The 17,244-nt window shown below is 65.1% G+C and carries 19 protein-coding genes, 1 tRNA gene and 1 pseudogene; 19 read left to right on the forward strand and 2 right to left on the reverse strand.

Annotation, left to right across the window (positions count from 1 at the left end):
* On the forward strand, positions 1–1,289 hold a 1,289-nt coding region (locus HZS56_RS33815; protein ID WP_216724650.1), incomplete at its 5' end, for a S1C family serine protease.
* A 63-nt stretch (positions 1,290–1,352) separates the two neighbouring features.
* Positions 1,353–1,437 (forward strand) — tRNA-Ser (locus tag HZS56_RS33820).
* A gap of 155 nt (positions 1,438–1,592) precedes the next feature.
* Here the strand turns inward: HZS56_RS33820 and HZS56_RS33825 are convergent.
* Positions 1,593–2,351 carry a GntR family transcriptional regulator gene (locus HZS56_RS33825; protein ID WP_216724651.1) on the reverse strand — a complete coding sequence of 253 codons (759 nt, stop codon included), beginning with the start codon at positions 2,349–2,351 and terminating at the stop codon, positions 1,593–1,595.
* A 79-nt stretch (positions 2,352–2,430) separates the two neighbouring features.
* On the opposite strand from HZS56_RS33825, the gene HZS56_RS38600 reads away from it, so the two are divergent.
* The 6 genes from HZS56_RS38600 to HZS56_RS33840 all read left to right on the forward strand — a co-directional run bounded on the left by HZS56_RS38600 (position 2,431) and on the right by HZS56_RS33840 (position 7,544).
* A complete protein-coding gene (locus tag HZS56_RS38600; RefSeq protein WP_308408223.1) occupies positions 2,431–2,709 on the forward strand; it encodes a hypothetical protein in 279 nt (92 codons plus the stop codon).
* Positions 2,710–2,817: 108 nt separating this feature from the next.
* Positions 2,818–3,033, forward strand: coding sequence for a hypothetical protein (locus HZS56_RS33830; protein ID WP_253915339.1), 216 nt, complete (start codon positions 2,818–2,820; stop codon positions 3,031–3,033).
* A gap of 199 nt (positions 3,034–3,232) precedes the next feature.
* Positions 3,233–3,457, forward strand: a complete 225-nt coding sequence (locus HZS56_RS38605; RefSeq protein WP_308408224.1) for a hypothetical protein — start codon at positions 3,233–3,235, stop codon at positions 3,455–3,457.
* An 8-nt stretch (positions 3,458–3,465) separates the two neighbouring features.
* Positions 3,466–4,194 carry a GntR family transcriptional regulator gene (locus tag HZS56_RS33835; protein WP_216724663.1) on the forward strand — a complete coding sequence of 243 codons (729 nt, stop codon included), beginning with the start codon at positions 3,466–3,468 and terminating at the stop codon, positions 4,192–4,194.
* Positions 4,191–4,472 (forward strand): hypothetical protein, encoded by a 282-nt coding sequence (locus HZS56_RS38610; protein ID WP_253915340.1) that lies wholly within the window; start codon positions 4,191–4,193, stop codon positions 4,470–4,472. Before HZS56_RS33835 ends, HZS56_RS38610 begins: the two co-directional genes overlap by 4 nt.
* Positions 4,473–4,937: 465 nt before the next feature.
* Complete coding sequence (locus HZS56_RS33840) at positions 4,938–7,544, forward strand: NB-ARC domain-containing protein (protein ID WP_216724653.1); 2,607 nt, start codon at positions 4,938–4,940, stop codon at positions 7,542–7,544.
* A gap of 348 nt (positions 7,545–7,892) precedes the next feature.
* On the opposite strand, the gene HZS56_RS33845 is transcribed toward HZS56_RS33840, so the two are convergent.
* Entirely contained in the window at positions 7,893–8,357 is a 465-nt protein-coding gene (locus HZS56_RS33845) for an NUDIX hydrolase (protein WP_216724654.1), read from the reverse strand.
* Between the two features lie 18 nt (positions 8,358–8,375).
* Here HZS56_RS33845 and HZS56_RS33850 point away from each other — a divergent pair, with 18 nt between their 5' ends.
* From HZS56_RS33850 to HZS56_RS33900, 11 genes and pseudogenes are all read left to right on the forward strand, one after another.
* A complete protein-coding gene (locus tag HZS56_RS33850) occupies positions 8,376–9,155 on the forward strand; it encodes a GntR family transcriptional regulator (protein WP_216724655.1) in 780 nt (259 codons plus the stop codon).
* Positions 9,156–9,294: 139 nt separating this feature from the next.
* Positions 9,295–9,651: an SCO3933 family regulatory protein gene (locus HZS56_RS33855; RefSeq protein WP_216724656.1), complete on the forward strand. Its 357-nt coding sequence runs from the start codon at positions 9,295–9,297 to the stop codon at positions 9,649–9,651.
* Positions 9,652–9,654: 3 nt separating this feature from the next.
* Positions 9,655–11,009, forward strand: a pseudogene (locus HZS56_RS33860) (FtsK/SpoIIIE domain-containing protein).
* A gap of 83 nt (positions 11,010–11,092) precedes the next feature.
* Positions 11,093–11,746, forward strand: a complete 654-nt coding sequence (locus HZS56_RS33865; RefSeq protein ID WP_216724657.1) for a DUF2637 domain-containing protein — start codon at positions 11,093–11,095, stop codon at positions 11,744–11,746.
* Positions 11,747–11,778: 32 nt separating this feature from the next.
* A complete protein-coding gene (locus HZS56_RS33870; protein WP_216724658.1) occupies positions 11,779–11,970 on the forward strand; it encodes a mobile element transfer protein in 192 nt (63 codons plus the stop codon).
* An 11-nt stretch (positions 11,971–11,981) separates the two neighbouring features.
* Entirely contained in the window at positions 11,982–12,137 is a 156-nt protein-coding gene (locus HZS56_RS33875; protein WP_003950175.1) for a hypothetical protein, read from the forward strand.
* A 23-nt stretch (positions 12,138–12,160) separates the two neighbouring features.
* Positions 12,161–12,478, forward strand: a complete 318-nt coding sequence (locus HZS56_RS33880) for a SpdD-like protein (RefSeq protein ID WP_216724659.1) — start codon at positions 12,161–12,163, stop codon at positions 12,476–12,478.
* Positions 12,479–12,567: 89 nt separating this feature from the next.
* The gene (gene repSA / locus HZS56_RS33885; protein ID WP_216724660.1) at positions 12,568–13,965 is read left to right on the forward strand and encodes a replication initiator protein RepSA; all 1,398 of its coding nucleotides are present in this window, start codon (positions 12,568–12,570) and stop codon (positions 13,963–13,965) included.
* A complete protein-coding gene (locus HZS56_RS33890) occupies positions 13,959–14,177 on the forward strand; it encodes a helix-turn-helix domain-containing protein (RefSeq protein WP_030403155.1) in 219 nt (72 codons plus the stop codon). The genes repSA and HZS56_RS33890 overlap by 7 nt, the downstream gene beginning before the upstream one ends.
* Positions 14,177–15,298, forward strand: coding sequence for a tyrosine-type recombinase/integrase (locus HZS56_RS33895; protein WP_216724661.1), 1,122 nt, complete (start codon positions 14,177–14,179; stop codon positions 15,296–15,298). The genes HZS56_RS33890 and HZS56_RS33895 overlap by 1 nt, the downstream gene beginning before the upstream one ends.
* A 291-nt stretch (positions 15,299–15,589) precedes the next feature.
* The gene (locus HZS56_RS33900) at positions 15,590–16,897 is read left to right on the forward strand and encodes a hypothetical protein (RefSeq protein ID WP_216724662.1); all 1,308 of its coding nucleotides are present in this window, start codon (positions 15,590–15,592) and stop codon (positions 16,895–16,897) included.
* Positions 16,898–17,244 lie beyond the last annotated feature (347 nt).

The following is a 17,244-nucleotide window of genomic DNA, read 5'->3' on the forward strand; positions in this document are numbered from 1 at the left end:
AGGGACACCAGCCGCACGACCCCTCCTGGCCCCCGCCCCCGCCGCCGGCCGGCACCCCTTCCTACGGCGGCGGTGACGGTGACGGCACCGGTGGAGGCTTCGGTGACGGTCCGGGAGGCGGCTCCGGCGGCGGCTGGGGTGCCTCGTACCAGCCGCCCGCTCCGAAGTCGGGCCGCGGCCGGGGCGGTCTGGTCGCCGGGATCCTGGTCGCCGCGCTCGTCGCGGGCGGCCTGGGCGGCGGACTCGGTTACACCCTGGCCAAGAACAACGACGAGACCGGCTCCACGACGGTCTCGGCCTCCGACACCGGCGGCTCCCTCAAGCGCGACGCGGGCACCGTTGCGGGGGTGGCCCAGAAGGCGCTGCCCAGCACGGTCACCATCCAGGCCGAGGGGAGCAACGGCGAGGGCGGTACGGGCACCGGCTTCGTCTTCGACAAGCAGGGGCACATCGTCACCAACAACCACGTGGTGGCCGAGGCGGTCGACGGGGGCAAGCTCAGCGCCACCTTCCCCGACGGCAAGAAGTACGACGCCGAGGTGGTCGGCCACGCCCAGGGCTACGACGTGGCGGTCATCAAGCTGTCGAACGCCCCGTCGGACCTGACCCCCCTCCCCCTGGGCGACTCCGACAAGGTCGCCGTGGGCGACTCGACGATCGCCATCGGTGCTCCCTTCGGTCTGTCCGACACGGTGACCACCGGCATCATCAGCGCCAAGAACCGCCCCGTGGCCTCCAGCGACGGCAGCGCGGACAGCAGGGCGTCGTACATGAGCGCCCTGCAGACCGACGCGTCGATCAACCCGGGCAACTCCGGCGGCCCGCTCCTCGACGCGCAGGGCAACGTGATCGGGATCAACTCCGCGATCCAGTCGACGAGCAACGGCGGCTTCGGCACCGGCCAGGCGGGCTCCATCGGGCTGGGCTTCGCCATCCCCGTCAACCAGGCCCAGTTCGTCGCCAAGCAACTGATCAAGACGGGCAAGCCGGTGTACGCGAAGATCGGCGCCTCCGTCTCCCTGGAGGAGACGACGAACGGCGCCAAGCTCACCGAGCAGGGTGTGGGCGGCTCCGAGCCGGTCGAACCGGGCGGTCCCGCCGCCGACGCGGGCCTCAAGCCCGGCGACGTCATCACCAAGCTGGACGACCGGGTGATCGACAGCGGCCCCACCCTGATCGGCGAGATCTGGACCCACGCGCCCGGCGACAAGGTCACGATCACCTACGAGCGCGGCGGCAAGCAGCACACCGCCGAACTCACCCTCGGCTCCAAGCTCGGCGACGACTGACCCCGCACCCCCAGGACCGACCCGCTACCCTGGTCCCCGCGCCGCACAACACAACCGGCGCGAGGTGGGTTGCCCGAGCGGCCTAAGGGAACGGTCTTGAAAACCGTCGTGGCGCAAGTCACCGTGGGTTCAAATCCCACACCCACCGCGGTGTTTGACGGCCCCTGACCAGGCATTACGGTCGGGGGCCGTCGGCGTGTGCACTACCCGCCGAAGACCGCCGTTCCCCGCGATTCCCCGGCCGATCGGGCACGGAAGGGGCACGGCTGGGGCACGCCATGAGGGGCCCTGCGACCTGGTCGCCTACGCCCGGCTGATCGGAATCTCGTACACGATCTCGCAGTGCGCGGCAGGCACCACGATGTCCGCCGTCTCGACGGGCCGTCCCTGGTCGCTGTAGTACGTCCGCCGGATGTGCGTGACGAGCGCGGCCTTTTGAATCCCGAGGAATGACGCCTCCTCGGCGGTCGCCTGCCTGGGCTCGGGCTGCTCGACGGCATGGCTGACGGTGATCCCGATGGCGGCCATCCGATTCACGACGCCTGCACCGGCGTGCGGTCCTCCTTCGGGGAGGACGACGAGAGTGCCGGCGGTGAGGTCGTACGGCTCCCAACTGGTCGACAGCTGCACGGGCCTGCCGTCGGCCAGGAACTCGTACGCGGTCCGCACGCACAGCTCGCCCTCGGCGATCCCGAGTCGGGCGGCGATCTCCGCCGGGGCCGGCACCTTCGCGTCGGTCCTGCTCTCCCAGTCGCCCTGCCTGCCAACGGCCTTCATGTCCGCCCGGAACGGCGACCCTTCAGGCTGCTCACGCGCCGACGACCGCACCACACGCACACGTTGCCGGGGCTCGGCGACGTAGGTGCCCGAACCGGCTCGGCCCTCCAGCACGCCTTGCGAGATCAGCAGCTCCTGAGCCCTGCGGACGACGTTCTCGCCCACGCCGCACTCCTGGCCGATCTGCGCGCGGGAGGGAAGCCGGTCCCCCGGTTCCCACACGTGCTCCGCGATCCGCTGCCGTAGCTCGTCGGCGATGCGGAGATAGGGCGGCTGCTCAGGCATATGGAAAATCTAGTCCACTAGCTCTAATCTAGTTAACTAGCTTCACTCAAAGTGATCGCCGAGTGACGGAGGCTTCCCTGTGCCCGCTTCGCGAGTGAGAGCGGAGGCCATCGCTGCCCGGTTATCGGCGGTCGGGCTCAACACACGCGTGGAGGAGCACGACCGGTGCATGTCGGTCGAGGCGGAGGTACCGGAGTCGCTCTCCGCCGAGTCATGGCGGGAGGTCCTGGAAGTCGTGGCGGAGGCCGATCGATTCGGGCTTCACGCCACCAGCTTGAACGGCCGCACCCTTTGGGCGGTCGTACGCAAAGCGGCCCCCACGACGGGCGATGTCGGGGGACCGAGCTATCAGCGATAGGAGCTGAGCAGCGTGCTCAACCGTATCCGCCGTGCCGTTTCGCTCGCCAGAGCGCGGTACTTCCCCAAGGGCAGGCACCGCCGAGCCTTAACGCCGTCCCGTACAGCTGTGGCGACGCCTCCCGCACTCGCCGTAGAACCGCCGACCGTCCCGGAATGGATGCCGGACACCGCCGACCGCCTTCACCTGCTCCTGGGCGAGGACAACGCGCTCGTCCGCCCGTACGTGCTGGCCTGGGAGCGCCAGCGTGTACGCCAGCGCTCGGTGGTCGTGGCGCCACGACTGTCGGCTGAGGCACTCTCGGCCCTGGCAGGTGCTCGCTAATGCCCCCTCGTCAACGCCTCGACGTATCGGAAACCGCGGCGGCCGCCTACCGGTCGACTGCATGCCGGATCGGCACTCATGGAGCCTGCGCAGAAGCGTCGCCATCTCCTGCGCCGGTCGACCTGCCGGTGATCTACGAGACGTGCGCCTGCCCCTGCCACCCCGCGCCGGACCACTCCACGCGACCGGCGGTGAAGCGGTGAGCCACTGGGCCCCCGGGGGTGCGCTGGCATCCAACGTCGAGATCACGGCCGCCACCGTTTTACGGGGCGACATCATCCAAGTCGGCGGCCGGGCATGCCGGGTGAGCGACCTCTTCCAACTGCCCCAAGGCGCGAAGCAACTCCTGTTCGAGTCGGGGGAACTGCTGACCATAAACGGGCGGACCCGGCTCGTTGCCGTGCGGATGACGAGAAGGCGGTGACACAGTCCATGACGTCTCGCCGCCTCATCATCGCTGACGACCTGAGACGCCAGATCACGACCGGCCGCCTCGGGCCCGGTGACCGGCTCCCGTCTGAGTCCGCCCTGGCCGACCGATACAAGGTCAGCACGGCCACACTACGAAGCGCCCTCGCCGTGCTCCAGGGAGAGGGCCTGGTCGAGAAGATCCACGGCAAGGGCAACTTCGTCCGCCGCCCGCTGCGCAAGATCACGTACGTCGGTGGCTGGGGCACGCTGGACCCTCGGACTGCCGCAGACGTGGACCTGCGCGTGACAGTCCGCACTACGGCACTGACCGCGCGGGGGCACCTCACAGCGCTTCTGAAGGTGGATGACGGAAGCCCACTGACCGAGATCCTCCGACTCAGCTACGAGGGAGAGTCCCCACACAGCCTGGCCCGCGTCTACGTACCGCGAGCCCTGACACCGAAGGCGCTTGGCAACCGGTCCTCAGGAGCGTGGGCGGAGGCCAGTTTCGCTGTGCCGGACCCACCACCGGCCGAGGTCCACGAGACGGTGTCTGCCCGACTCCCAACGTCGGATGAGGCGTCAACCCTGCGGATCAGCGCAGCCTTGGCTGTCCTGGCAATCACTCGCGTTGCGGCAGACAACACCGGGCGAGTCATTGAAGCGGCTCTGCTCGTGTTCCCTGGGGACCGCGTCGACGCAGTCTTCAGCACCCACCACGTGATCGAAGAAGGGCAGGCGCACAGATGACGCCGCACAACGAACTACGACTCCTCCCGTGGTCGGGCCCGGACGGCAAGCCCTGCTACCTGAGCACCGATGACAGCGGCGGCCACATGTCCCGCCTGGCGGACAACATGGAGGCGGTGCAGCTCGGGATGGCGACTGAACTCGTGGAGCAAGTCGCGGTGGTACTCGGAGACCGGGAGGCTGGCCCCGAAGACCTGCGCCTCATGCTGTCGAAAGTGACGGGGGCCTTGCGAGACGTACTCCGGGTCGCAACCAGCCGCAGCAGATCCCGACCATAAGCGCACCCTCGTGATGGGAGCCGTCATCCAAGGTGTTGTCTGTGACAGTGCACTGTTCAACAGTCGCAGGGTAAGGCCGCTCACTGATCACCGGCTCTGCTGACCAGCGGGACAGAAGAAGCCCATGGCGAGGCATTTCGACGTCGTGGGCTTCCCGTTGTCGGTGGACGACGGCTGGCGCAGGGCGACTCGGGGCAATGCACTACACTTGCCATAAACAGGTCGCAAAGCGGATATTTAGCATTTTTACCCACAGAAAGGGTATGGGTTCGCACTGTTTCGTGGCAAGTTTTCGTACGTTCCAGTGACATAAGCGTTGGCTAGTGGCAATATCGGAAGGGGAGCGACTGGTCTGGGGGATAAGTGATTCCGCACACTCGAATGACGCGTTCGCGTCTCTATGTCCTAGTAGATTCATTTGAGGCAGATGTTCGTAATCTACTGATCCGATATGTGCTCGATCACTTGGACGAAGAGACCGCACTGGGGCCCAATTACGAGAAAGCCAATCTTAAACGCGATTCTGAAGCGATCGGTGAATCTTCCGTCAGTGCGATCCAGTATCTGGACATGCGTGAATCCTATGATGTGCTCAACAGGCATCGTGATTCACTTCCGGCAGATCTTGGTCGAGAACTCCGGGAAAATACGCCTCTGATGGACTCGCTTGTTCCTATTAGGAATCGAGTAATGCATGGGCGCCCTCTACAAGCCGGCGACCCGGAATCTGCGGTTAGCGCATGTAGGAATTTTCAGACTCGCTACTGGAGCACTCTTAAGGGAGTGCTGGACCACTTGGACGCAGATCCAACGTGGGAACCTGCCTTTGAAAATCAAGGCCGTCGCTCCGATAGGATTCTTCACAATCTTCCCCTGCCAGAGTACGACGAGACGGGGCTAATTGGGCGATCAGAGGACTGCAAGAAGATCGTTGCGCACTTGGTCAAGCGACGAGAGTCAATGCTGACGATCACGGGTGAAGGGGGGATTGGAAAGACGGCCACTGCGCTTGAGGTGGCCTATATGTTGGTGGACGACACTGATTCGCCATACGAATGCATTCTTTGGGTATCGCTTAAAACGGAAAGGCTAACAGCTTCGGGCGTCGTCGGCATAGTGAACTCGATTCGAGACATCACGGGAGCCGCTACAAGGCTGGGCCAGGCGTTCGATACCGATTTTCGCGGCGGCATCAATGAGCTGGCTGAAGCTTTGGAAGGAATTGAAACTCTCCTCATCATCGATAACCTTGAGACGGTTGACGGAGAGGAGGTAATTGCGCTCTATGAGAGGCTCCCAGACACTGTAAATTACCTCTTTACTAGTCGCATAGGTGTTGGGCAGTTCGAACGTCGCATCCCTCTAGGACCTCTGAAGGAAAAGGATGCATCAAGCCTTTTTCGTCATTTTGCTCGGTCTAGGGACATTGCGCGATTGGTGCGTCTTGCGCCGGATACAGTGAAAGAAGTTGTCAAAAGGCTCAGGTACAGCCCGCTTGCCGTGCGCTGGTACATCCTTTCGGTAGAGGCGGGAGAACAACCAAACCTTGCGCTCGCTAACCAAGAGGCACTGCTGGACTTCTGTGTCAGGTCAGTCTACGAAAGTGTGACACCTGACACTCAAAGTGTTCTACTGACGCTATACGCCCTCGAAAGGGACGCTACATTTGACGAACTCGCCATCCTTTCGGAGGCGTCAGTAGATTCACTGCGCAGGTCTATCCACGAGCTCTTGAATGGCTCTCTGGTCCGTCTTGACAACGATGCAGACGGCTCACTTGTTTCAAGAGTGAGTTTGACGGAGGCAGCTAAATCATTTCTGAGGCGCGTGAGTCCGCCTAACGCCGCCGCTGTAAATGTGATCCTTGAAAAAGAGCAGGAATTTAGACGCTCAGCTGAGCGGCGGCGGAATGACGAGAAGGCGCGTAAGCTAGCGCCTAATGTGGTCCGTACCCGGACAAGCGATGATGAACCGGTTGCGCACCTTCTGAGGAGGGCGCTTTCGGAATCGAAGGAGGGTAAGTTCTCGCAGAGTATTGGTCTAGTTGAGAAGGCCAGATCCGTGAGTCCTGACTTTTGGGAAGTCGACCGGGTCCAGGGTTTTATCCTTTCTGCCCAAGGGAACGTTGAAGGGGCGTCTTCTGCGTACCTGGCTGCCCTGCGAAAGTCTAGACTCAGCGAGGACATCCTTGCCGAAGCCGTAACCGCGTATTTCTTTGCGGGGCACCTCGCCAGGAAAGCGCATGAAGTGCAAAGTGCAGCAGATTATGCGCGGGTCGCTCACAAGTATTTCAACAGTGCCGAAACAGCTCAAACTCTAGGGTCCTACCTAATTTGGATGCTCGAGTTCAGCGAGGGTCAAGCGTTGCTTGAGTGGGCTTTGGAACGCGCTGAAGGCCGAATTAAGTTGATTACACTCACGGCATTGGTGGACTCGTGGCGCCGATGGTCTGAGTATCTCCTGGATAACGAGCACCGAGCACTAGAAGCTGCAGAAAAGGCACAGGCAGGATTTTCTATCGGTGATCAAGAAATCCGCGGCGGCGTCTCTGATCTGCGTCTATTCGATGCAGTTTTGGAGAGCTTCTCTCAATACATTCGTTGCATTGTGTCGCCCGGTGTGGATGGTTCGGCCAGGGATCAGTCCACGGTGCGTATGGCTAGGCGAGTTAGCACTCAACTCTTTGCCTTCGAAGCGTGTCGAAGCTGGCGGCATTTTCCAGGTCACATAGTTAAACTTAAGCGTACGTCCGACAATGCGGAAATCCAGGATTTGTGTGAGAAAATTTTGGAGTATGCTCGCCCGGAAGACGAATCCGGTCCTGAAACCCCTGAGTCTCACCGCGATGAAATCGCTGAGGGAGTTGTGAAGTCGTGGCTAGACAGCTATGGCTTTATCTCGCATCCGCGTTTTCCTGGAAATGTTTTTTTTCATGAATCAGCCGTACAGGGCCGCCAAGAAAGCCACTTGGGTGATCTTGCAGGTAGAGTGGTTCGCTTTATCCCTATCGTTGATGCGGAGGGACGTGATCGGGCTAATTGGGTCCAGATTGTCGAGAGTGACCTGGCGTAGTGGTACCGGGCAACCGCTCACGTTAGGTCGGTGGAGCGGCTTTGGGCTGGAGCTGCTTTGGGGCGAGTGATCTTGGCCTCGTAAGCTGATGGCGAGTCGGGCAGTCTCTGGACCTGCCCGTTAAAGCACGACGTTGGGGCCAAGATCTTAGAGGCTCGCCCCAAAGTGGCTGCCTAAAGCCGTGGAGCCGACCGCCCCAGCCACAGAGGGTGTCTCCCTGCTTCATGCCCGCAGCCGCCGAGCGCGCCGCCGGGCGCGGCCAGCCGGGGCGAAGACAGGAGGCGGGCCGCGCCGTTCAGGCGGCGCGCGCCCGCGCCGTGCGCGGGCCTTGATGAAGTAGGGAAAGTCTTATCCCGCTGGGATGAGGTGCTTGCCGTCGTGGCTTCGTACGTGGGGGCCAGCCCCATCTAGGGCGTCCAGGAGCCTGATCGCGTAGACCTCTGACATGCGATCGCTGACCTCGTTGGGTGTGAGCCAGGAGACGGCTGTTGACTCGCTTGAGGTGCGTTCGTTGCCGCCGGAGGGCTTGCAGCGGAAGACCAGGGCGACGATGCCTCGGGTCGTGTTCTTGTAGACGCCGGTGAGTTCGTCCACCTCGACGTGGATGCCCGTCTCTTCCCAGACTTCGCGGGCGACGCCGGCCTCCGGGGTCTCGTTGAGTTCGAGTACGCCGCCGGGGAGTTCCCAAGTGCCGTTGTCGGCTCGGCGGATCGCCAGGAGGCGCCCGTCTTCTCGCACCACTACCCCGGCTACTGATACGGAGTGCAGGGGCGTCGACGTTGCTTCCTGTGGTTGACTCATGTACAGGAGCATAGGAGGCAGAGAAGGACTATGGGAACTGCGGTAGAGGGGGGCAGGTCCGGGCCTCGGTACGTGCAGATCGCGGACGAGATCGTGCAGCAGATCCGGGCGGGTGTGCTCAAGCCCGGTGACATGGTGCCGAGTGAATCGGAGCTGGTGGATCGCTACGGCGTGTCCGGCGGCACGATCCGCAAGGCCATGGTCGAGGTGCGGGCGAGCGGGCTCGTCGAGACACGGCACGGCAAGGGCTCGATCGTGAAGGACCGGCCGCCGGTACGGCACCGTTCCTCCGACCGCTTCCGGCGCTCGCTCCGCCAGGGCGGCAAGGCCGCGTACCTCGCGGAGTCTGCGCAGTCCGGCGCCACGGCCAAGGTGAGCGTCCTCTACATCGGCCCGATGGAGGCTCCCGCGGACGCCGCCAGGCGGCTCGGCGTCCCCGCCGGCACTCAGGTGCTCGCCCGGCGGCGTCTCTACTTCCGCAACGGCACCCCGGTCGAGACCGCCTCCTCCTACCTCCCGTGGGACGTCGTCAAGGACATCCCCGAGCTGTTCGCCGAGAACCCCGGCGGCGGTGGCATCTACGCCCGACTCGAAGACCACGGGCATGAGTTCGCGGAGTTCGTCGAGACGCTGCAAGCGCGGCCGGCCTCGAAGGCGGAAGCCTCCGAGCTGGCGCTGAGTCCGGGTGCGCCGGTGGTTCATCTGATCCGGGAGGCCCGTACGACCGCCGGGGTCGTGGCGGAGGTCTGCGACACGCTCATGGCTGCTGACCAGTTCGTTTTCGAGTACCGGATCCCGGCTGACGACTGACGCCCGCTCAACTTCTCGCAACCCGTCGTGACTTCGGTGTCGCGGCGGGTTGACTCATGTACAGGAGTGATGCACTCTTCTTCATGTCACTCATGTACATGAGTGACGGAGACCAGCACCTATAGAGGAGTGTTCTGCCGTGCGTCAGATCCCCGTCGACACCTCCGCCGCGACCGTGATGGTTGCCAAGACCCCGCAGCCCAAGGTGCGTGACCGCCGTACCGGCGAGATCGCCACCGACGCCGAGACCGGCGCGAAGCTGATGACCGTGGACGTGATGTTCGCGGCCAACGACGAAGTCGAGATCCTGTCTGTCACCGTCCCGGAGACCGGTATCTCCGGTGACCTGACCATGGGCACCCCGGCCGCGCTCACGGGGCTGGTCGCCCGGCCGTGGGAGAACGAGTTCAACGGCCAGAAGCGGCACGGCATCGCCTTCCGCGCGGTCGCCGCCACCTCGCTGGCCACCACGGGCACGGGCTCGAAGGCGGCCTGAGCCATGACGTGGCCGACGGTCTTACTGCTGGTGGTCGTCGCCGCTGCGGGTCTCCTGCGGTGGCGGCGTCCCGCCTGGTACTGGATGACCTTCGGGGTCACCTTCGCTGTCGTGCGCGTCCTGGTCCGCTACGCCTCCGTCATGGAGGCCTGCGGGCTGACGGTCCCGCCCTCGCGCTGGCGCCTCATGCTGGCCCGGATGGCCAACCGCCCGGCACCGGAGTCCCGCGCTCCGCGCATCCTGCGGCTGCGCCCCACCCACACCGGCCTGGTCCTGCGGCTCAAACTCCGCCCGGGACAGGACGCCTTCGACGTCGCCGCCGCCTCGGACCGGCTGCGCCACTCCTTCGGGATGTACGGCGTCACCTCCCGTGAGCTGCGCTCCGGTGTGGTCGAGATCCGGATGACCGGCTACGACGTGCTCAAGCGGGTGCAGATGCCGGCCAAGACCGACACCCGGCCGATGTGCGTGCCGGTCGCGCTGCGGGAGGACGGCTCGGTGCACTACCGCGACTACCGCACCGTCCCGCACGGTCTGACCCTCGGCGCTACGGAGTCCGGCAAGTCCGTCTATCAGCGCAACCTCGTCGCCGGGCTCGCCCCGCACCATGTCGCGCTGGTCGGCATCGACTGCAGCAAGGGGTCGAGCTGTTCCCGCTGGCCCGCCGGTTCTCCGCGCTCGCCGACAACCCAGATACGGCGCTGGAGCTGCTGGAGGCGCTGGTGTCCCACATGCAGGACGTGTACCAGCTCATCCGCGCCGAGCAGCGGATCAGCGTCGCCGTGCCGGATGTGGAGATCGCCGCCGACATCTGGGACCTGCCCGAGGACCTGCGGCCGGTGCCGGTCGTCGTCCTGGTCGACGAGGTCGCCGAACTCGCGCTCTTCGCCAGCAAGGAGGAAGAGAAGCGCCGGGACCGGATCATCACCGCCCTGGTCCGCCTTGCCCAGCTCGGCCGCGCGGCCGGCGTCTACCTGGAGATCTGCGGGCAGCGCTTCGGCTCCGAACTCGGCAAGGGCATCACCATGCTCCGCGCCCAGCTCACTGGCCGCACCGCCCACCGCGTCAACGACGAGACATCCGCGAACATGGCCTTCGGCGACATCGCCCCGGACGCCGTCCTCGCCGCCATCCAGATCCCCGCCGAGACACGCGGAATCGCCATCGCCGGGGACTCCACCGGCGGCTGGCACCGCATCCGCGCCCCGCACACCACGCTGCGCCAGGCCGTGAACGTCTGCAACAAGCACGCCGACCGCACCCCCGAGCTGCCCGCCCTCGCGCCTTTCCGGCCTGCGGTCGCTTCGCTGCCCTCGGCCCGTGTGCCGCTGTCCAAGACAGCCCCGGCCACCGCCTGACCCCTCCCCGCCCACGGTCGGCGCGACCGTCCTTCGCGCCGGGCCCCTACCCCCGACATGCCTGATCACAGGAAGGAGCCGTGATGGCTCGCCCCGCTCTCCGTATCGACGCCGTACTCGTTCAGGCCGTCATCGCTGGGGCGCTGTCCTTCGCCCACCTCCACGACCTAGCCGCCGCTGCCGGACAGACCGGCTGGAAGGCCTGGGCCTACCCGGTCTCGGTCGACCTGCTCCTGGTCGCCGCCTGGCGACGGCTGCGTGCTGACGGGCCGTCCCGGTTGGCCTGGTGCTGGTTCGTCATCGCCCTGGTGGCCTCGCTCGGTGCCAACGTTGCTACCGCCGGGCTTCTCGACCTGGGCGACGTCCCGCCTTGGCTGCGCATCCTCGTCGCGGCGTGGCCCGCCCTGGCCTTCATGGGCGGAACCCTCCTCGCCCACTCGCCCGCGGACTCGGCCCCGGCTCCGCCGACATCCTCTGACCGGGCTCCGGAGCCGGTGCCCGAAGCGGCCGCTGCTGAGCCGGGCCCGGCACCCGAACCTCCCGCCGTCCCGCAGGCCGAGGAAGCCCCTGCTCTGTTTGCGGCTGTGCCGGTCCCGGCCGCGCTGGTCGACCACGCCCGCAAAGTCGCCGACGACCACCACACGCGCACTGGTGTCCGGATCGACACCGATACCCTCCGCGCCCGCCTCGGCGTTCCACCTCACCTCGCCGAAGCCATCGCTGCACAGCTCGGGTGACATGACCGCGACACGTTAGGAGATCAACTGACATGCCCGCCCGCGATTTCTTCCACTCCGTCATGCGGATCGGCCCCGTGCAGATCGGCACCCACCGCGACCGCCGAGGCCAGATCAAACACGCCGCCGTGTGCACCAACGACCGCTGCGGCTGGTCCGCCGACTACTCCAGCCAGTCCGCCGCACAGCTCGCCGCCCGCACCCACCGCTGCCGCGTCAGCTAGGAGGCCACCCGATGGACGTCCCGCTCTGGCTCGCGCTCCTCGCTGTCGGCTACCTCGGCGTCAAGCTCATCCGCCCGCCCTGGTGGCTCATCGCCGTACTCCTCCTCGGCGGCTTCCTCATCGCCGACAGCGTGCTGGCCCCCGTCGTCAACGGCTTCGTCAAGTAGCACCACCCGAAGGGAGAACACCGATGCTCCGCCCGAAGATCCCGACCAACCCCACGCCCGCCGGCCACCTCACGCCGCCCGTGGTCGTCGAGCCGACCGCCGTCGTGCCGAGTGCACAGGTCCCGCATCCTGCTCCGGTCGCTCCCGCGCCGACCCGGCCCACGGTGCAGCTCACCCCCGGCACCGCCCTCGCCCTCGTTGGCGGCGGAACGGCCGTCGTCCTGGTCGTCGGCGCCGTGCTCGTCTCGCTGCTCCTGGCCGTCGCCATCACAGGCGCCTCGATCGCCGTCTGCGCCCTGGTGATCCGCTCCCTCATCCAGGCCGACGCCAAGCGTCGCTGACCGGCACCCGGGCGGCCTCGATACCGCCAAGCATCCGCCGCCCGGGCGCCGTCCCCAACCGATCTCACAACCGGAAGGAAGCACCCAGCATGGCGCACCGCGCCCCGACCGCGCACGCCCCGCTGCTCGACCCGATCACCCTCGGCGACCTCCTCCGCGTCGCCTCGGCCCCCGACTACACCCGATGGGAGGACCAGATCCGCCGCACCGGCGGCTGCTCCGACCCCATACACCTCACCGGCTGGACCCTCCACAAGGACAAGACCACCGGCGAAACCCTGCACCACTACACCACCGCCGTCGAACCCGGCGGACGCCTCCGCCTCGCCTGCGGCAACCGCCGCGCCTCCCGCTGCCCCTCCTGCGCCTGGACCTACGCCGGAGACACCTACCACCTCATCCGCGCCGGACTCGCCGGAGACGACCGCCGCGACATCCCCACCACCGTCCGCGACCACCCGCGCGTCTTCGCCACCCTCACCGCCCCCTCCTTCGGCCGCGTCCACAACCGGCCCGACCACGGCACTTGCCGCTGCGGTACCCAGCACGCCCCGGATGCCACGGAACTGGGGACCGCCCTCGATCCGGCGACGTACGACTACGCGGGTGCCGTCCTGTTCAACAACCACGCCGGGCAGCTCTGGCAGCGCTTCACCACCCGCATGCGCCGCGAACTTGCCGTCCACGCCGGTCTAACCCGCCGAGAACTCGCCGACCACGTTCGTGTCTCGTACGGCAAGGTCGCCGAATTCCAGAAGCGCGGTGCCCTGCACTTCCACGCGGTGATCCGGCTCGACGGGCCGGACGGACCCGGAACGCCTCCGCCCGCCTGGGCGACGGTCGGCCTCCTCGCCGACGCCATCCACGCCGCTGCGGCGCACTCCTACACGTCCGTCTCCGTCCCGGCCGCCGGGGACGAACCGGCCCGGTCCTTCCACTGGGGCACACAGCTCGACGTCCGCCCGGTGAAGGCCTTCGGTGACGGCTCCGACATCACAGAGCAGGCCGTCGCTTCCTACGTCGCCAAGTACTCCACCAAAGCCGCCGAGAACACCGGCACCCTTGACCGCCGTATCGGCGAACTCGCGGAACTCGACCGCCACCAGGTCCCGGACCACACCCGCCGACTCATCACCGCATGCCGCGACCTGGACCGCCTCTACCCGGACCGGCGCCTCTGGGCCTGGGCCCACATGCTCGGCTTCCGCGGCCACTTCTCCTCCAAGTCCCGCCGCTACTCCACCACCCTCGGAGCCCTCCGCCAGACACGCGCCGACTACCGCGCCGCCCAGGAACACACCGCCCTCGCCCTAGACAACCGCGAGCCGGACACCGTCCTCGTCCTCACCGACTGGCAGTACGCCGGACACGGCCACAGCCCGGGTGAATCCGTCCTCGCCGGCACCATCGCGCGCGGGCTCCAGACCAATCGTGAGACTGCCCGCGACGCGTTGGCCGGACTGGCCTCAGACGAGGGGGAGTGGTGACTGTGGACCGGCTCCTCACCGTGGACCAGGTCGCCGAACGCCTCGGTACGGGGGTCCGCTTTCCTCGACGCCTGATCGAGGAGCGCCGCATCACCTTCGTGAAGGTCGGCCGGCACGTCCGTATCCCTGAGACCGCCGTAGAGGCGTACGTGAGCGCCAACACCGTAGAACCGATCCTCCTGCGGCCCACGGGACTCAGGAGGGCTGCCTGATGGCTGGCAAGCGCAAGTCCCGCCGGGGCTTCGGCCGTATCCGTAAGCTGCCGTCCGGCCGGTTCCAAGCTCGCTATCCGGGGCCTGACGGTGTGCTGCGCCCTGCGGACCGGACGTTCGCCACGACCACGGACGCGGACCGCTGGCTCATGCGGAAGCGCATCGAGATCGAAGAGGGGCGCTGGCTCGACCCGGCCGAGGGGCGGACGACCGTTCGCGACTGGGCGGCTCGCTGGCTCGCGGCCGTGTCGCCTCAGCTCAAGCACAAAACCCAGGCGTCGTACCGGTCGCTGATCAACTCGCTGATCAATCCGGCACTTGGTGATCGCGAACTTGCCAGCCTTCGGCCCATCACGGTCACCGAGTGGGTGGGTGCGATGCGGACCAAGGGGCTCAGCGCCTCGCGCATCCGGCAGGCGTACCGGGTGCTGTCGCAGATCATGCGTTCTGCCGTCGACAACGACATGATCCCGCAGACACCGTGCAGGGGCGTGAGGCTGCCTCGGATGCCGCAGACGGAGCCGCACATCCTCACGCCGCTGGAAGCGTCGCGGATCGTCAACGGTGCGACCAAGCCGCATGACCTGCTGATCGCGCTTCTCGCGTACGCGGGGCTTCGGGTGGGTGAGGCGTTCGCCCTGCGGCGCGTGGACATCGATGTGTCCGGGGGCTTCGTCCTGGTTGACGAGAACCTGGCCGAGGCGAACGGCACCCTTGTCTTCGACACTCCCAAGTCGCACCAGAAGCGATTGCTCCGCGTGGGTCCGTCCCTCGCCGAGCGGCTCGGCCGGCACCTGGAATCGCTGCCCGGAGGGGATGACGCGCTTCTCTTCACGACCCCCGGCGGTAAGCCCCTGCGCTACAACCAGTGGCCCAAGGGGTACTTCGATCCTGCCGTGGCTGTTGCCGGGCTGACTGACGTCACCCCGCATGATCTCCGCGCCTCGCACGGCACCTGGGTCGCCGACCGGTACGGAGTGATGACCGCTGCGCATCGGCTCGGCCACTCGAACGCGAGCGTCACTACCCGGCACTACGCCCGGCCTGTGGCTGGCCGCGATGGTCAAGTGGCTGTAGCGGCGGATACATGGCTTAGCGGGCACGACGGTGATGACAAGTGAACACAGTTCCTGCTTAGAAAGCCAGCGGTTTTCGGGTATCTGGGGTCAACTAGGTGCGGCGTCCTCGTGCTCGTTCCATAAGCAGGTGACGCCGCACCATTTGACTCCCCAACAAGCGCCCGTTGTTCAGCTTGTGTGTAGTGCTCACTTCCTCATGATGCGATGATGTGATTGTAAGATCCTTATCTTTGATGATCGAAGAGTGGACTGATGCCCAAGTGCATGGAGTAGATGGCGAGGCTTTTTTCCGAAGTGTGCACAGGGGTGCGGGATATCGGCAAGACTTGATGCATGGATGATGTGCAGTCGGATCTAGTGGAACTGATTCGTCTTACGTTGAAATTTTGGGTCATCTTCGGAGTCGTACTGAGCGTCGCAAAGTTATGGCCAACATCGCGCGACTTTATGCGCGAGGTGATCATTTCGCTTCAAGTGTGGGTTCTCGTTCGCCTGCCGAGGCATGCGCTCGCAGGCGAGTCACCCTTTATTGTCCGCGCCATGTTGAACCCGCACGGCGGTAGCGCTGGCTCCACGCTGACGTCGTCTCACCTTCTTCGGGTAGCCGAGAAGGAGGTGGACATGCTGAGGGGGGCCTGTGGCCAGCTCGGTATTAGCCATGTCGGTAACGGGCGAATTTTTCGCGCACTTTTCCTGCGGACTTCCCAGCACAATTATCGTGCTAACTGGATTATTTTTGGCTTGCTTGGTTCGCTCGTATGGGTGCCGAGAGTTGGTCGAATTCTTTGGGAGGTGGGTAGCGGTGTCATGCAGCGCGGGCGAGGAACCGGCTATGGTGTAAGTATCGTGACTGATGTTGCGTCACGCGTCACTGCTGCTAGTGATGTTGAGATCACTAGCATGCTCTGCAATTTCGTAGCTGGCATTCTTATGGTCTGGGTGGGTTTTGTTGTCTTGTTTCTTTTGCTGGGCTGGCCCTTTGTTATCGTGCTGGCTGCCTTGAGCGGGCGAAATGTTGTTGGTGTTCAATTTCGGTCTGCTGTGGTGCGTCGTCGCTACGGGTTGGTTGCATCTGTAGCAGAGGCTATTCGTGCATGCGCTAATGCATACAATGCAAACGACTTTGATCGTCCTGATGCTCTACGTAATCTAAGTGAAAGGTTGGTGGTAGTTGAAAGGAACGTTTTGCGGGCGCATAATACTAGTGGAGTGCTGGGGCGTCGATCTCCTATCCGTAAGATGTCGCGATCGCATGGGAGGGATGTGGCGGCCCGTCTTCGTGCGGCGGAATCTGATGTTCTCACGGGGGGTGTTTTGAGTAACGCAGTGCCTGGGCTAGCGAAATTGCTTATCGATATCGCCGACCGGTATTTGATGGGAGATGTTTGCAGGCTCTTGGATGAGCGGGATGTTGTTCACCCTAATGCTAGTTCTCTGGGTCCGGTTCGAGACTATGAGCCGTTCCGGGGTTTATCGTTTGCTATTTTATGGCTGGCGGCAGTCGTTGGAATTGGGCGTTTTGGCCTTTCGGATGGAGCTGAGGTGGCGGCGATTGGCGCTGCCGCTATGATCGCCGCCACTTTGGTATATAAGAGGCGTTGGCTCTCCGCGTTGCAGAGGCTCCCCATTACCTTGAACTGACCGTTCGGCATCTGGCGGCACGGCTGAGCATTGCCTGCGACCCCCGACACGGGAGTTGGGGCACGAAGGGGGCACGGTGAGCGAGGCCGCGACGGTGGAAGAGCGGTTTCGCTCGCCTGACCTGCACGGGAGCGGGTACGGTGCCCGGCCCCCGAAAGGTCTTGAAAACCGTCGTGGCGCAAGTCACCGTGGGTTCAAATCCCACACCCACCGCAGTGTTTGACGGCCCCTGACCAGGCTTTACGGTCGGGGGCCGTTCGTGTGGGGCGGGAGGAGTGGGTGGAGTTCGTAGTCGTGGGCCAGGGTTGGCCAGTCGAGGGTGTGCAGGGTGGGGTGGGTGTTGTAGG

The sequence above is a fragment of the Streptomyces mayonensis genome, assembly GCF_018982965.1.
Taxonomy (GTDB): Bacteria; Actinomycetota; Actinomycetes; order Streptomycetales; family Streptomycetaceae; genus Streptomyces; species Streptomyces mayonensis.